At 61.9% G+C, this 14,431-nt stretch carries 13 protein-coding genes and 1 tRNA gene; 8 read left to right on the forward strand and 6 right to left on the reverse strand.

Annotation, left to right across the window (positions count from 1 at the left end; genetic code table 11):
• Nucleotides 1-152 precede the first annotated feature (152 nt).
• Nucleotides 153-1,592 (forward strand): S8 family peptidase, encoded by a 1,440-nt coding sequence (locus B5526_RS12385; RefSeq protein WP_172842036.1) that lies wholly within the window; start codon nucleotides 153-155, stop codon nucleotides 1,590-1,592.
• A gap of 82 nt (nucleotides 1,593-1,674) precedes the next feature.
• On the opposite strand, the gene B5526_RS12390 is transcribed toward B5526_RS12385, so the two are convergent.
• Together B5526_RS12390 and B5526_RS12395 are read right to left on the reverse strand one after the other, a co-directional pair.
• On the reverse strand, nucleotides 1,675-2,304 hold the full coding sequence (locus tag B5526_RS12390) for a hypothetical protein (RefSeq protein WP_154071280.1): 630 nt from the start codon (nucleotides 2,302-2,304) through the stop codon (nucleotides 1,675-1,677).
• A 144-nt stretch (nucleotides 2,305-2,448) separates the two neighbouring features.
• A complete protein-coding gene (locus B5526_RS12395) occupies nucleotides 2,449-3,558 on the reverse strand; it encodes a sigma-70 family RNA polymerase sigma factor (RefSeq protein WP_079538441.1) in 1,110 nt (369 codons plus the stop codon).
• A gap of 448 nt (nucleotides 3,559-4,006) precedes the next feature.
• Between B5526_RS12395 and B5526_RS12400 the strand changes: the two genes are divergently transcribed.
• Entirely contained in the window at nucleotides 4,007-4,900 is an 894-nt protein-coding gene (locus tag B5526_RS12400; protein ID WP_079538442.1) for a hypothetical protein, read from the forward strand.
• A 250-nt stretch (nucleotides 4,901-5,150) separates the two neighbouring features.
• On the opposite strand, the gene B5526_RS12405 is transcribed toward B5526_RS12400, so the two are convergent.
• A complete protein-coding gene (locus B5526_RS12405) occupies nucleotides 5,151-6,116 on the reverse strand; it encodes a VOC family protein (protein WP_079538443.1) in 966 nt (321 codons plus the stop codon).
• 225 nt (nucleotides 6,117-6,341) lie between these two features.
• On the opposite strand from B5526_RS12405, the gene B5526_RS12410 reads away from it, so the two are divergent.
• The 3 genes from B5526_RS12410 to B5526_RS12420 all read left to right on the forward strand — a co-directional run bounded on the left by B5526_RS12410 (nucleotide 6,342) and on the right by B5526_RS12420 (nucleotide 8,626).
• A complete protein-coding gene (locus B5526_RS12410) occupies nucleotides 6,342-6,812 on the forward strand; it encodes an aminoacyl-tRNA deacylase (RefSeq protein ID WP_079538444.1) in 471 nt (156 codons plus the stop codon).
• Between the two features lie 250 nt (nucleotides 6,813-7,062).
• Nucleotides 7,063-7,482: a CBS domain-containing protein gene (locus tag B5526_RS12415; protein ID WP_079538445.1), complete on the forward strand. Its 420-nt coding sequence runs from the start codon at nucleotides 7,063-7,065 to the stop codon at nucleotides 7,480-7,482.
• Nucleotides 7,483-7,783: 301 nt separating this feature from the next.
• A complete protein-coding gene (locus B5526_RS12420; RefSeq protein WP_079538446.1) occupies nucleotides 7,784-8,626 on the forward strand; it encodes a Crp/Fnr family transcriptional regulator in 843 nt (280 codons plus the stop codon).
• Nucleotides 8,627-9,025: 399 nt separating this feature from the next.
• Here B5526_RS12420 and B5526_RS12430 read toward each other — a convergent pair whose 3' ends face one another.
• Nucleotides 9,026-9,610: a phasin gene (locus tag B5526_RS12430; RefSeq protein ID WP_244562279.1), complete on the reverse strand. Its 585-nt coding sequence runs from the start codon at nucleotides 9,608-9,610 to the stop codon at nucleotides 9,026-9,028.
• Nucleotides 9,611-10,419: 809 nt separating this feature from the next.
• Between B5526_RS12430 and B5526_RS12435 the strand changes: the two genes are divergently transcribed.
• Together B5526_RS12435 and B5526_RS12440 are read left to right on the forward strand one after the other, a co-directional pair.
• A complete protein-coding gene (locus B5526_RS12435; RefSeq protein ID WP_079538449.1) occupies nucleotides 10,420-11,418 on the forward strand; it encodes an AraC family transcriptional regulator in 999 nt (332 codons plus the stop codon).
• A 65-nt stretch (nucleotides 11,419-11,483) separates the two neighbouring features.
• A complete protein-coding gene (locus tag B5526_RS12440) occupies nucleotides 11,484-12,728 on the forward strand; it encodes a vanadium-dependent haloperoxidase (RefSeq protein WP_079544948.1) in 1,245 nt (414 codons plus the stop codon).
• A gap of 148 nt (nucleotides 12,729-12,876) precedes the next feature.
• Here B5526_RS12440 and B5526_RS12445 read toward each other — a convergent pair.
• Both B5526_RS12445 and B5526_RS12450 read right to left on the reverse strand, forming a co-directional pair.
• A tRNA-Glu gene (locus tag B5526_RS12445) sits at nucleotides 12,877-12,951 on the reverse strand.
• A 66-nt stretch (nucleotides 12,952-13,017) separates the two neighbouring features.
• The gene (locus B5526_RS12450) at nucleotides 13,018-13,350 is read right to left on the reverse strand and encodes a hypothetical protein (protein ID WP_079538450.1); all 333 of its coding nucleotides are present in this window, start codon (nucleotides 13,348-13,350) and stop codon (nucleotides 13,018-13,020) included.
• Between the two features lie 47 nt (nucleotides 13,351-13,397).
• Here B5526_RS12450 and B5526_RS12455 point away from each other — a divergent pair, with 47 nt between their 5' ends.
• The gene (locus B5526_RS12455; protein ID WP_079538451.1) at nucleotides 13,398-14,378 is read left to right on the forward strand and encodes an RluA family pseudouridine synthase; all 981 of its coding nucleotides are present in this window, start codon (nucleotides 13,398-13,400) and stop codon (nucleotides 14,376-14,378) included.
• The last annotated feature ends 53 nt before the right edge of the window (nucleotides 14,379-14,431 follow it).

Below are 14,431 nucleotides of genomic sequence, written 5' to 3' on the forward strand. Positions count from 1 at the left end.
ACCTTTACCGGCGGCGAAAGGCGCGGCGCGGCTGTCTGGATTGAGACGCGGCGATACAGTAGCCTTTGTTAGGCTGGTGAGAAGATTTCGTCAGACCATTTGCCCCCGGGGGGCTTGCCATGTTCAAAACGCCATCCGTTAGGAATTCGATCGTGTTGCTGGCGGTGCTCGGTACCGGCATCGCCAGTTCAATCTCGTCTTCAGTGGCCCAGATGATTGAACGGGATATCACCAACAACGCCGTCCAGCAGGCCATCCAATCCGCCCGCGACCAAAACCAGCAGCATTCCGGCTCCCAGCCCAAGAATGCCAAAACCGTCCGCCCGGCTGACACCAAGCAGGCTCTGGCTCCGAAAAAGGAGCGCAAGGAGGATATCAAGCCGCCCACCAATGGTCAGCAGCAGGCCGCGCGCAATCCCAGTGGGGTGCCTCCCGCCGATGAGCGGCGTTTTGTACCCGATGAGGTGGTGGTTGAAGTCGCAAGTGCGCTCAGCAGCCAACAGACCGATGCGCTGACGCGGCGGTTTCGCCTCGCAAACCTGGAGGCTGTCGATTTCCAGCTCGGTGGGACCAAACTGTTACGCTTGCGAATTCCTGACCGCCGCTCCGTGCCGGTGGTTGTGCGCGCACTCGAGACCGATAACAGCGTACTCTTCGCGCAGCCGAACTACCTGTTTGCCCTTATGGAGGAGAACGCGCCGGATCCTCTCGCGACGGGGGGCGACGAGTCGCAGTACGAGCTCATGAAAATGCACCTTCCCGAGGCCCATCGGCTGGCGCACGGCAGCAAGGTTTTGGTCGCCGTGATCGATTCCGGCATCGATGTTTCGCATCCCGATCTTGCCGGCGACATCGCCGAAACGTTCGATGCGATTTTAGTTGGTGAACCCGTCCATAAACATGGCACCGCGATCGCAGGCAGTATCGCGGCACATGGCCGCCTGATGGGCGTTGCGCCGGCCGCGCAGATTCTGGCGATAAGGGCATTTAGCGGCAACGGTCGCCCCGAAGATGGCACCACCTTCGCCATAATGAAAGGACTGGATTGGGCCGCCGTGCACGGCGCGCGCGCCATTAACATGAGCTTTGCCGGTCCGCAGGATCCTGGCATCGCGCGTGGCATCGCGGCGGCCCATGGCAAAGGCGTAGTTCTGGTTGCAGCTGCCGGAAACAAGGGTGCGAATTCGCCACCGCTGTTTCCAGCCGCCGACCGAAATGTCATCGCGGTCACCTCGACCGACAAGAACGACCAGATCCCTGCCTTTGCCAATCGCGGTCGCTATGTGGCGGTCGCGGCCCCCGGCGTCGATCTGATCCTGCTCGCCCCGAACGACTCCTTGCAGCGGATGTCCGGAACCTCGTTTTCGGCGGCCTATGTGACAGGTACGGTCGCGTTGATGCTTGAGCGCAAGCCCGGATTGACCCCCGACGGAGTTCGCGATGCGCTCATGGCGAGTGCCCGGCACCTCGGCTCGACGCCGGTCGATGATCAGTCGGGCGGCGGCCTGGTAGACGCCTATCAGGCCATTCTGACGGTTGCGCCGGCAGAAGCTTCCGAGACAACCGTGACACCCGCCGCAAACCGCCAATAAGGCAGTTGCCTCTCGAACTTTTTTTGAGAGGTGCGGCACGCGGCAGCGCCAATCGATGTTGATCGAACAAGCGCCTGATCAACTATTTTTTCGCAGCGCTATTGGGGTCAGGCACGGGCGGATTGCAGGGATCCTTGGCGTCTGAGGCGGCATCCTTGCTCTGGGGAGAGGCGGCCGTCTTCGCCTTCGCGGCCTTCGATGCGTCTTTCGATTTGTCCTTGCAGGCTTCTAGCTGCTGCGTCGCTGGATCCGGCTCAGGGACGGCGCTTAACTCCGGCTCGGCGCCGCCACCCGGCCCACCAAGCCGGCCACCGACCATGAGCCCCGCCGGCACGGCGACGATCAGGGCCACGGCAGCCACCATCGCCAAGGCCAATCGCTGCCTTGGCAACAACGCCGCGAAAGAGAAGCTCCATCGCGAGCGCGCCTCGGCCGGGCGCGGCGGATCCGGTGCGAACTGCACGGCGGCGCGTGCCATGAGGTGCTTCGGAACCTGCTTCGGACTGTCGGTAATCGAGTAAACCAAGTCGGCCGCAGATTGCGCGTCAGCGCGAATGCTCGGCTGCCGCGCAAGAGCGCTCGCGAACGTGTCACGCTCCGCACCGCCTAGCTGACCATCGACAAACGCGGCGATCGACGCGGGATTTCCGGCCTCGGCGCTCGATGAAGCAGCCGGGGCGCTTTCAAGCCCTTCGTACAAGGTGGCGGCCAATCTCGAACGCAGCCTGTCCGACGCCTGGCCGGGTGCAGGCTGTTCGCCCGGTTCGTCGAGTAGCCGCTCGATCTCTCGCTTAAGGTGATCGGTCATGGTTTGTTCATTCCGCTCTGGGGTCCATTCGTATTCAGACGGACAGAGTCAGTTTTTTTGCGCCTTGAGCTCATCTTTTTTTCCGAGACGGGCCGCCAGCTCGGTCAACCAGCGCTGCGCCCGCTGTTTCAGCCGGTAAACATCCTCAACAGGTAGCTGCATCGTTCGCGCGATCTCGCGTGCCGGCATCGGATCGGTCGCCGAGAACACGATTTGCAGATATAGGCGCTCGTCTGCCGGAAGATCGTCTGCGGCCTGTTTGACCGCGTCGAGCAGCGCCGAACGGGTCTGTTCCTCTTCGGCGTCCAGCAGCTGTTGCTCGGGGGTAGCGCCCGAATCCGGAATAACAATGCCTTGGTCGTCATCTCCCGAAGTGTCGAGCGAAACCATCTCGCTCCGTCCGGACGTGGCAGCCGCGGTCAACGGCGCCACCTCCGCAACACGCTGGAGGGCCTGGCGAATCTCCTCCGCATCGGGGTCACGCTCAAAGCGGCCGCGCATTGTCATGGCTAACCGATCAGCATCGACCGGGTGCATGCCCCAGACGATCGCTGCATAGATATCCTGATCGAGTTGAGAAAGCCGCGCGACCGCCGCCGGGAGGCGCCTTCTTGGGGCATCCCTTCGCACCAAATCGAGCAGGATCCGTTCCGCCACGGTAAGGATGAAACCGGTAAAGCTGCCAAGCCCGTCATAAGCGCGAATGCGCCGGTAATCGTCTTCGATAAATTTGAGGCAGACCTCCTGATAGGCATCTTCACGTCGGCCGGTACCGGTCTCACGCGGAAACCGGTGCGCGACCCGCCGACGAATATCCTCGCCGAAAAAACGCTCGAAGCGGGTCCAGCTCTTGCGCGGGGACTCCACAAAACCGCGCGCGAGCCGGTCAGCAAGAATGTCGCGCGCAACGATCGCCAAATAGGTGGACAGACGGCTGCGGCCATCGAACGCCCGGAGTCGGCTATAGCCGTCTGCCTTCAGGCCTTCTATCACGCCAAGGAATGCGGACTCGCCCTCGGCGCCATCACCTTCGAGCTTGACCACCACCGACCACAGGGTGGCGGACGCCATCTCCAAAAATCGTTGGGCGGCCGCGGCATCGCCGGAAACGACAGCTCTAACCAGCTCTAGTTCGGGCCGCGGATTTGCTTGCAGCATGGGTCAATCCACAGGGACCGCAGGGGTCCAACATTGATCTTGGAGCAATTAAAGTGCGCAAGGCTAACCTGATTACGAGGCTATCGGATTCTGCAAATTCATCTCCCTCCCCGGCCGCCAAGCAGATGTGCTCGTTTTCGGCCACAGGACGGGCAGCTTTCAAAATTTAGTACAGGACCGTCGGCCGACACAAAGAAAAAGCGAGGCATCTCCACCCTTGGAGAAAATAGGCCGGAATGGCCGGAAGCGGCATACGCCCGTGTCAGCGTCGCCGTTGCTCGCCCGAAGCTTCCTAGAACTTTCGCTGGCGAGCGGTATTGAGGTACGGATGCGCCCTTGCCCGAAATCCGCGCGTCCCATCGAACGTTCGCAGCGAAAAAAATCGTCGTCGGTCCGTCCATGGAATTACCGGGTGGATGGCCACCCCCAAAACCCCAGGAGATCGACGATGTTTACCTTCAAAAACCGAAAGTTCGCTCTCGCCATCAGCGTCACGGCGCTGCTCGCAGGCTCCTCGTTCGTTGCAACACCGGCATCCGCTCAGGAGATCTTTGTCCATGCGCAGGATCGGTATGTCGGCGGCGGAATGTGGGAGAGGGCCCACACTGATACGGCCTCCCATGAGCGCCAGGTTGGTGGCTGCGACCTCGAGTGCCGCGACCGCCACCGCTATGTCGGCGGCGGCATGTACGAGTGGGCTGGCACCGGCCATCCGACCCCTGACCGCCCGGTCGGCGGCGGCATGTATGAACGCGCCGGCACCGGCACCACGGCAAACGGCGACCGCCCGGTCGGCGGCGGAATGTACGAACGCGCCGGCACCGGCACCACGGCAAACGGCGACCGCCCGGTCGGCGGCGGAATGTACGAACGCGCCGGCACCGGCACCACGGCGAACGGCGACCGCCCGGTCGGCGGCGGCATGTATGAGCGCGCCGGCACCGGCACCACGGCGAACGGCGACCGCCCGGTCGGCGGTGGAATGTACGAACGCGCCGGCACCGGTACCACGGCGAACGGCGATCGCCCGGTGGGCGGCGGCATGTACGAGCGCGCCGGCACCGGCACCACTCCGAAACTCGACCGTCCAGTCGGCGGCGGCATGTACGAACGCGCCGGCACGGCCACTGCTGCGACGATCCGGATCGGGAGCACCGTTTACGAGCGACCCGCCATCCGCACCGTCAACCTGGTCGGATCTGCTGCCAAGAGCGCGGTGGTGGCTCCGACGGTCCGAATAGCGACTGTCGCTGCGCCTGTGATCCGCGCGCCGTCGGTCCCGACCCCGGCATTCCGTGCGCCGCCAGTTCCGGCCGTCCACATCGCTCTGCCGCGGAGGTGATCGGCAATAAAAGCCTTCATCAACAGGCACCGATCAAGAACAAGCACCGATCAAGCCGCCGGATTCAGGTCCGGCGGCTTTTTCGCGCCGGACATCGCTGGATTCCATTGGGGGGCCATCGCTTCGTTTACGAGCGCGATCGGTAAAGGAGGCGGGCACGCGGCTATCGTGCTGATCGCCCACGCCGCGCGCATCCGAACTTCTTCGTCCATCCAGAAGCGGCTTCTCAGACGCAGCCTCCGGACACCGATCAGACTTTGACGAGCCGCACGCGTGTGCCCCAGGGATCGACCGCTTCGAGGCCGTTTTCCACGGTGGCGAGTTGCGCTCCCGCCTTCCGCAAGCGCTCCTGTTGGGCTGCGAGCAAATCCTGCTTCTCGACTTCCAGCGAAAACCAGGCAAGGCCGGTGGCCCTCTCGTCGCGGCGGCCGGCGCCGGCGCTTTGCCAGACGTTCATGCCGAGATGATGGTGATAATGCCCGGAGGACAGGAACGAGGCACCGTTGCGGCGGCGCGTCGGATCGAGGCCGACGGTGCCGTGATAGAAATTTTCCGCCTGGGCGATATCGCCGACGCGCAAATGGACGTGTCCGATACGCAATCCGTCGGGCGCCGTGGCGAAGTCGCTGGCGCGTGTGTCGGTCAGCGTGAGCAGATCGTCGATGTTGAGTTGGTCGGTAGCCATGGTCACCGTTCCGGCGCTCCATTGCCACAGCGACGGGTCCCGATCGGCGTAGACCTCAATGCCATTGCCTTCGGGATCGTCGAGATAAACGGATTCGCTGACGCGATGATCGGCAAAACCCGAGAACGGAACGCGATTGATCGCCGCATGGACAAGCCAGCGCGCCAGATCCTTGCGCGTCGGCATCAGGAAAGCGGTGTGAAAAAGACCAGCCGCGCTGCGGGATTCGGTGGCGGCGTCCGGATGCGCCTCGAGCGCAAGCAGCTTCACGCCGCCCGAACCCAACAGCGCAGCCGTGCCGGAGCGCTCCATCACGGTGAGGCCAAGCACATCGCGATAGAAGTCGGCGATGGGGTCGAGCTGGCGCACCCGCATCGTCACCATTCCGACCCGCATCGGGGTGCGGCTGGCAAAGGTGGGCCCGCCGCCCGCAGCATTTCCTTCGGCGCGCGCTGCTGCCGCGGCAGCCGCCGCGAATGAGGAGACGCCGGCGAGACGTAGCAGGGTACGGCGGGTCAGATCGATGTTCATCGCCATTCTCGTGGCAGGGTTGGTGCGGGTTCTCAGCCGTCTATTGCGCTTTGGATTTTAGACCCTTTCTATCTCGCGACAGAGTTGGTCATCAACGACGAATTGCAGCTGGCGGATGGAAGACCTATGCTGGGTTTATAACCACGCAGCCGCCCATCGTACGGCGAGAGTCTGCAGGGAAGACCTCACGGTGGACGGTTTGCATATCGCGCCGGAGGTCACGTCATGTCCATTGCTCCCACACTCAAGAGATATCTGACCGCCGAAAACATCCAATACGAGGAGATCCCGCACGAACTTACCATGTCGTCCACTCGCACGGCTGAGGCATGCCACGTCTCGGGCGATCGTCTCGCCAAAGGCATCGTGTTGCGGCGCGATGGCGACTATATGCTGGTCGTCATGCCCGCATCGCACCACCTTCGCCTATCAGAACTGAGGACAAAACTCGGTGACAATGTCGACATGGCCAATGAAGCCGAGATCAATCGGTTGTTCCGCGACTGCGCGCACGGTGCAGTTCCGGCCGTTGGCAAATGCTATGGACTGGATCTCATCGTCGACGATAGCATCGAGGCGCAGCCGGAGATCTATATGGAAGCAGGCGATCACGAGACGCTGCTTCATCTGAGCCAGGCGCAGTTTGCGCGCCTGACGGCCAACGCACTGCATGGGCGTTTTAGCGCGCACGACTGAGGATAGGTCGGTCGCATCTGCGGCTGGGCATATTATTATTGGGGGACAATCCGCCCGCATCCCGCAGTTGGAGTGGTACGCGATACCGACGCATCCTTATGCCACGAGAGGTGGGGATTCTGCGCGGCAGGTCGAGATATAGCGCTGAGGCGCTGGTGCCGTCGCACCCGATCGGTTGTATAGTTGAGAAAACGGGGGGCCGTGCTGCATTGCATCAAGTGCACCTGAAACCCAGTAACGGAGGTTCGCCATGAAAGTCAAAGACGTGATGCACAAGGGTGTCGACTGGGTCAGCCCCAACACCCCTGTCACCGAACTTGCGAAATTAATGCGGGGACATGACATCGGCTGCATTCCGGTTGGGGAGGACGACCGACTGGTCGGGATGGTAACCGACCGCGACATCGTCTGCAAAGGGCTCGCGAGCAACAACTTCGATGCTGGCCTCGCGACGGCGCGCGATGTGATGACCGAAGGCATCCATTGTTGCCGGGAGGACGATGACCTCGCAAAGGCGGTGCATCACATGGAGAAGTTGCAGCTCCGCAGGCTGCCGGTGATCAACAAGAGCAAGCGGATGGTCGGCATCATCAGTCTGGGTGACGTCAGCCATTCTGCGTCCGGTGATTTGCTGTCCGAGTGCGTCAAGAGCGTTTCGGCCCATCATTGAAACACGGCCGGCGCTCCTCTCGCGATAGCCGCCAAGCCGCACGATCTTGGCGGCGATGAGTTTCCGTGCGCCGCCCGAAACCGACGGCCCCAGCGGGGCCCAGCCGCCGAGGTTATCTGGCGGGCGGAAACGGGCGGCTGATATCTAACCTGCCAAAAAATCTATCCACTGGAACTTTATAGGGCGCGGTGGGTTTTGGTATTCAGGCGCGGTCTGTTTTTCGAGGTTTCCGCACGCAGCCTGGCGCCACAAATATTCTGCAGAGAGCCGCGCGTCCGTCGAGGGAAGGAGCTTTCCCGTGATGGAGCACCCTACCAGGGTTGGTAATCGACTGTTAGCTGCATTGCCGCCAGCAGATTTTGGTTTGCTCGCTCCTCACCTCCGGAAAATATCGCTTGAACGCGACGCAGTGCTGGTGCGATCGGGAGATCCAATTGAACAGATCTACTTCCCCGAGAGCGGGACGATCGCGTTCATAATGGACATGCCGAACGGACAAACGGTTGCAACCGCGGTCATCGGGAATGAGGGAGCCGCGGGCATCCTGTCAGCGCTGGGACCCTCCCGCTCTCCAATGACGGCGGTCGTACGGGTGACCGGGACCGCATTGCAAATTTCTCCAGCGCGATTTCATGCGGCGTTCAGCCAAAGTCGCGCCATCCGACATGTGGTCCAGATCTACACCAGGGCGCTGCTGGCGCAATTCCAGCACGTGGCCGCCTGCAATGCGTTGCACTCGGCCGAGGCCCGCATGGCCCGGTGGTTGCTTCACATCCGCGACCGCATTGACGGAGACTTCCTGCCACTGACGCAAGAGGCGCTTTCGGAGTTGCTTGGCGTACGACGAACGACGGTGACGCATGTTGTGCGCAAGCTCCGGGCATCGCGGGCTATCCGATCCAATCGGCGGGGCTTGATCGAGATTGACAGACCGCGGCTCGAAGCAGCGGCGTGCGAGTGCTACGAGGCCATGCGCAGCAGAATCGATCGCATTGTTTCGCCGGAAGGAATGAAGCCTCGCATTCATGCCCCGCCGGTGCACAAAATTCCCCGCGCTCAAGATCCCCTTCTGGCCCAAGTGGATGAAGCGGAGCCGGACACGCGAACCCAGGGGGCGACTAGTGAGCGGTCAAGGGGCGATTGACGGAATTGACTAAGGGCCGACGCGTTTTCGTCATTTCTCAACGGCTCCGCGCGGATCGCAGGGCCCAAGTGTAGCCCCTCAGCACATCATCTCCGCTATCTAGCTCGACTCGTAAACCCAGGCTTCCTTGGCGAACCATTCGTGATTGGCTTGGCAGATTGAGCAGTAGGTGCGCGCGAAGAACACCGCACTGCATCGAAACCTCTCCCGATCCGCTTTGATGCCCGTCGGGATCTCGCGTCCCGTTTGAGGGCATTTGATCATAACGATGCCCATCTTGATCCCCCCTGTTTCGCTTTTGTGTCGCAGCAACGTGTCCGTTCGCCATCGGCTGGACTGCACCTCTTCTCGCGGGAGGCGCTTGTTCCAGCCGATCCCGGCGGCCTGCAAAACTTCGATTCAGGAGGCCTTCTGCAGGACTCTGGTGAAGCTCTTCTTGATCGGCTCGGCCGCCTCGGTCGCGACTTTCTGAGCGAGCTCCCAAAGTTCCCTGTTCTGCGCGGACGCGGCTTCGAAGCTCTGGCGGCTCTGCGTGGCTGACAGCTTTATGATTTCCGATAGCGACTTGGTATCCATGAGATTGGTGAGAAAATCGAAAGCGGAGTTGGTGTTGACGCCCGAGATCTCGATGACCTTGACCCCGTAGTCCGCGGCGCCCTTTGCGTTGGTCGAATAGGTTTCTCGGAGAATGTCGGCTATCTCCCCCGAGGCAGCCTTTATCTTCTCGCAGTTGTCCCTCGCCCGCACGACGCTCTGCTCGGCGATCCCACGGAACATCCCCGGCATCGCGAAAAGCGGCATGTCAAGGCCTTGCTTTTCGCCAGCATCGACCGTCGCATTCTGCGGATTGGCATTCGCTTCGACTTTCACATTGGCATCATTCACAGGTTTTCTTCCTTTCAAACGAAACTCAACAGCAAACCGATTTGCGTCCCGAACCTTCCGAGGCGCAGGCTGCATCGCAGAAATGGAGCCGAGAACCATTTCCCAACTTCCACCGTGGTCAGGTACGCCGCGAATAACCGCCTCGCACCCGCCTGACCAAGATATGGCTGACTAACGTCGGAGCTTCCGTTCGCTTTCTGACTCTCACATCGGATTTTTCGATAATCGGGATGTCTTGCGCGGCGAGGAGTTCGTTACAGCCGGCGCTTGTGCCGCTCGAAGCTCTTGCGGTTCTTGTGCTGATCGCCCGCCGAGACAGCTTCCTGACATCTTTATTGTCACGCAGTTCGTGGCGGCGCCGTCGAGCCTCGATAGCGTAGCTGTGGCTCGCGACTGGCCCGTGCTAGGCGTCGGCTGACGTCTGACCGCGCGGCCTGGACGACGCAGCTCACCGTCCAGTCCCGATAGAACTCCTGGTGCCGCCGGGAAGCGTTGTGACTTCGGCCGCAACGCAAGGCGCACCCGCGAAGCCGGACGCGAAACATCGCACAACGCAGTGACATCAAGAGATTACGATATCGGAATAAAATCCTATGGCGCGCCACTGTCGATGAAGATGGGCACTATTGTTTCGCCGTGGCGCTATGATCTGGGAGCCTGTATCGCTCCACCGTAGCCGAAACTGCGACGACCAGCGATTTCGTGCTACGCTTGAATGCCACCTGCATACTGCGGATGCATGGCGCGCAGACGGTGACCTCGTTCGTCAACCACCGGCTCGGCTCACTTGTGCGCAACGCGAGCGCTCCTGCTATCCAAATACTGCATCAATGTTAGAGGGACGCCCCTCCCGCGCCCCGGCCGTGCTATAGTGGATCGAGGAAACAGCATGCGCGGAGGGCCGTACGATGTTGGGTCCCGCCAAGTCGATCCTGGGCCGCCTGAGCCGGTTTCACACGCGCGACGCGGACGAGGCACGCGCGTTCCTGAGCACCAAAGACTACGAGCTGGATCTGTCGCGCAGCGATGCGCGGCAAATCGACCTGCGTATCAACGGCGTCTATTTGCCCGGCGCGTACGTCGGATACTATCAATACGGCGCGCCAATTGCGGCTCGAACCCATGCGGCTCGCCACGACTACTGGATCAATCTCCCGCTGGAGGAGGCGATCGAGGCGACCATCGGGGCGGAAACGCTGATATGTGGCCCCCAACAAGGGTTCGTGTCGTCACCGACGTTGCAATATGTGGTCCGCACGCAGGGCGTCGGGGCCCGCGTGCATGTGCAGATCACAGAAGAGCGTATGAATCGCCAACTGACCGCGCTCCTGGGAACGCCTCTCTCCGAGCCAGTCGTTTTCACGGCGTCGATCGATTTGACCAAAGGACATGGTCGCAGCTTGGGAAACTGCGTCGGTCTGGCTATCAGTGATCTCGAAGGCGGCGATGCGCTCGCGAACAACCCAATCGCGACAGGCCTGTTCGAGGAATGCATCACCACCAAGCTTCTCCTTGAGCATCCCAACAATTACTCCGATGCTCTGCATCGGATGCAAAAATCCATCGCCCCCGCGTCCGTTAAGCGTGCCGTCGAGTATATGAATGCTGAGCTGGGCTTGCCGCTCGGAATTGGCGAAATTGCAGCCGCCGCAGGAGTCGCAGGTCGAACTCTGTTCAAGCACTTCAAGGACGCCCATGGCGCTTCTCCCATGCAGTACCTGCGGAACGCCCGATTCGAAAAGGTTCACCAAGCACTGTTATGCGCCGAACACACCGATAACGTTTCGGTCATTGCGCTGCGCTGGGGCTTTAGCCACCTTGGACGTTTTGCCGTCGAGTATCGCCAACGTTACGGCGAGCCTCCCTCACAGACACTAACGAGAAGCCCGCTGCGAACGGCCAAATAAACCCTGGGAGCCTAGCTGGCACATTTCCGACGCGTGCGGAGTGTCAGAGATTCATGGAGGGAAACATGCGTGCATCAATGAGCCGTCCGATTCCGGCCGCCTTGATCGCGGCCTCGCTTGCAGTTGCCATCCAGGCGCCGGCTCGCGCCAACGTCATCACCGATTGGGACGAAAAGGCCGTCGCCGTCGCTACGCCAATTGGGACTTATCCGGCTCAGCGTGTGATGGCGATGGTTCACGTCGCGATGTTCGACGCGACAAATTCGATCGCGCGGCGCTACCGACCGTATCTGGTGCAGCTGCCCGCGGCGCCGACCACGTCGAAGGAAGCCGCTGCCGCGGCGGCTGCAGGTACGATTTTGGCGACTATCGATGCGAAGACAGCGGCTGAGATGAAAGTCGCCATCGCGACCTACCTTGCATCGATTCCCGACGGCGAAGCGAAATGGGATGGCATCAAGCTCGGCGAGGCCGTCGCGGCAAAAGTGTTGGAGGCCCGGGCTGATGACGGCTCCGATGCGCCCGATGACTATCGGCCGAGGACGACGCCTGGCGCCTACATCCCAACGCCGATCACGGCAGGTTCGACCTGGCCGGGCGTGAAGCCGTTTGCCATGACCAAAGCATCTCAATTCCGACCGCCGCCGCCGATCGCGCTGAGCAGCGAAACGTGGGCGAAAGATTTCAACGAGCTCTGTGACTATGGCGCCAAGACGAGTGCCAAGCGTTCGGCGCAGCAGACCGAGACCGCGCGGTTCTGGCTCATGGTCGGCCCACAAGCCTACCACCCCTTTGCGCGTCATCTTGCGACGGCACAGCAGATGAACGTCGAGGACAGCGCGCGGTTCATGGCGCTCGTGGCGGTTGGGCTCAACGATGCGCTGATCGCGCTGTTCGAGGCCAAGTATCATTACAACTTCTGGCGTCCGATCACCGCTATCCGCAACGGCGATATTGACGATAATCCGGCCACCGAGCGTCATGCGACTTGGCAGCCGATCGACAACACGCCGATGCATCCGGAATATCCGTGCGCGCATTGCGTCTCGAGCGGCAGCGTCGCCGGCGTCGTCACGACGGTGCTCGGAACCGAGGACATTCCCGAAGTCGCGGTGACCAGCCCGACCGCTCCCGGCGTGACCCACCGCTGGACCAACATGAAGGTCTTTGCCGAAGAGGTCGCGAATGCGCGCATCTGGGCCGGCTTCCATTACCGGTTCTCGACCGAGGTTGGGACGAAGATGGGCCGCGAGATCGGCGAATATGTCGTGAAGAATGTGATGCAACCAGTCGTGACGAGTTCACGGTGAACGGTTGGTCCGCAGGCGGATGTGGACCGAGTCGGGCGGCTACCGCCGCGACCACCCGCGCGTTAGCCCGGCGGGTCGAAGAGGACGCGAAAGAAGTTCGCATCATAGGATCGAAAAGCGTGCTTCTGCGTACGAAGTGGCGGCAATTTGGCGCTCCCTAGGGGAATCGAACCCCTGTTTCAGCCTTGAGAGGGCCGCGTCCTAACCGCTAGACGAAGGGAGCGTTGCGTTTCAGGGAATACCCGCGAAATCCGCCGGCTGCAAGGCCGGCTCAATCAAGACGGCTGAATCAGGGTTCACTGGCAAATTTCAGCCGCCCGGTGGCTTTCAGCGTATGCGCGTCAAAGGTGCGGATTTCTGTTGCGCCACCTATATCCAGCGTCACCACCAGGCGGTCGCCGGCGAGGCCGGTCGAAACGATGCGGGCGCCTTTCGGCAGGACCGAAATGGTGTCGGTCGCAACAGTGCTTCCCTCTGACCGCAAAAGGCGATAGCCGATGGCGATCAGGACGGCGGCAACCGCCAGCGCCGTGGTCAGGCCGGCAATCAGCATCATCCGCCGCACCCGCGCGAACAGAGCGGCCTGTTCCGGGGTCGGTTCGGGCACAACGGTTTCGGTCATAAGGCTCATCTTTGCAACAAGGCTCGTCTTCAATTAGCGGTCAAAGGATGGAGGTCACGGTCTCAGGCGACGAGGGATCGGTCCGGCTCGACCGCGTGCTCGCGCATCACCTTGCCGAGCTGTCGCGGTCGCGGCTGAAAGCGCTGATCCTTGCAGGTTCGGTCAGCATCGGACCCACCCCCATCCGCGACCCCGCTTATCATGTCGTCGCGGGCGATACGATCACAATCGACGTGCCGGAAGCGGCCCCTGCCGAGCCCGCAGGCGAAAATATCGCCCTCGATATCGTCCATGAGGATGACGACATCATCGTCATCGACAAGCCCAAGGGCCTCGTCGTCCATCCCGCCGCCGGCCACGAGACCGGCACCTTGGTGAACGCGCTGATCGCCCATTGCGGGGCGAGCCTTTCCGGGATCGGCGGCGTCCGGCGGCCGGGCATCGTGCATCGCCTCGACAAGGACACCACCGGGCTGATGGTGGTGGCCAAGAACGACCGCGCGCACCAGTCGCTGAGCGAGCAATTCGCCGACCACGGCCGTACCGGCGAGATGCGGCGCGGCTATATGGCCTTCGTCTGGGGCGTGCCGAACCGCCAGCGCGGCACTATCGAGGCGCCGATCGACCGTCATCCGCATGCCAGGGAGAAAATGGCGGTGCGCGAGGGCGGCCGCGAGGCGGTCACCCATTGGGAGGTTCAGGAGACTTTTGCCGGACGTGACGGCAAGCCGGTAGCGACGCTGCTCGCCTGCCAACTCGAGACCGGCCGTACCCACCAGATCCGGGTGCATCTCGCCCATATCGGCCACCCCCTGATGGGCGATGGCGTCTATGGCCCGCACTTCAACACCAAGGCCAGCCATCTCGGCCCTCGGGCCCAGGCGGCACTCGCGGCCCTCGGCCGTCAAGCGCTGCACGCATACCTCTTGACCCTGGAACACCCCAAAAACGGGGCGATTCTGGAGTGGATCTCGGATTTGCCCGACGACCTGATGCTACTAAGGAATTGCCTCAGAGCGGCGCTATGACGCAGGCCCTTTGGAAAAGCGTTGTTATGACAATAGGTTATACCAGCCACACG

Origin of the sequence: Bradyrhizobium lablabi, assembly GCF_900141755.1 — a bacterium.
Classification (GTDB): domain Bacteria; phylum Pseudomonadota; class Alphaproteobacteria; order Rhizobiales; family Xanthobacteraceae; genus Bradyrhizobium; species Bradyrhizobium lablabi_A.